The 300-nt window shown below is 51.7% G+C and carries 1 protein-coding gene; it reads left to right on the forward strand.

The annotated features are described in order from the left end of the window. Positions 1-300 (forward strand): AMP-binding protein (locus tag A3757_RS06330; protein ID WP_156506232.1); only part of this gene is annotated, 300 nt, incomplete at both ends.

Genomic DNA, 300 nt, shown 5'->3' on the forward strand with positions numbered 1-300 from the left:
GCACTGTCGGTCACTACCTTCATCATCAAGCTCAACAATTTGCCGAAAAAGAAGCCGTCATATTTGAGCAGGAAGTCTTAAGCTATCGTCAGCTTGATGAACTTAGCTCACAGTGGGCTCAGCTCCTATTAGAGGAGCACGTATCGGTTGGGGACCGCGTTGGCTTGTGCCTGGACCGCTCTCAGCATATGCTCGCGGCCCTAATTGGCATATTGAAAGTCGGCGCCAGCTATGTCCCGCTTGACCCTGACTTCCCCGATGATCGTTTGGCGTACATGATTGAAGACTCGGGCTTACAAC

Source organism: Oleiphilus sp. HI0117 (assembly GCF_001635235.1).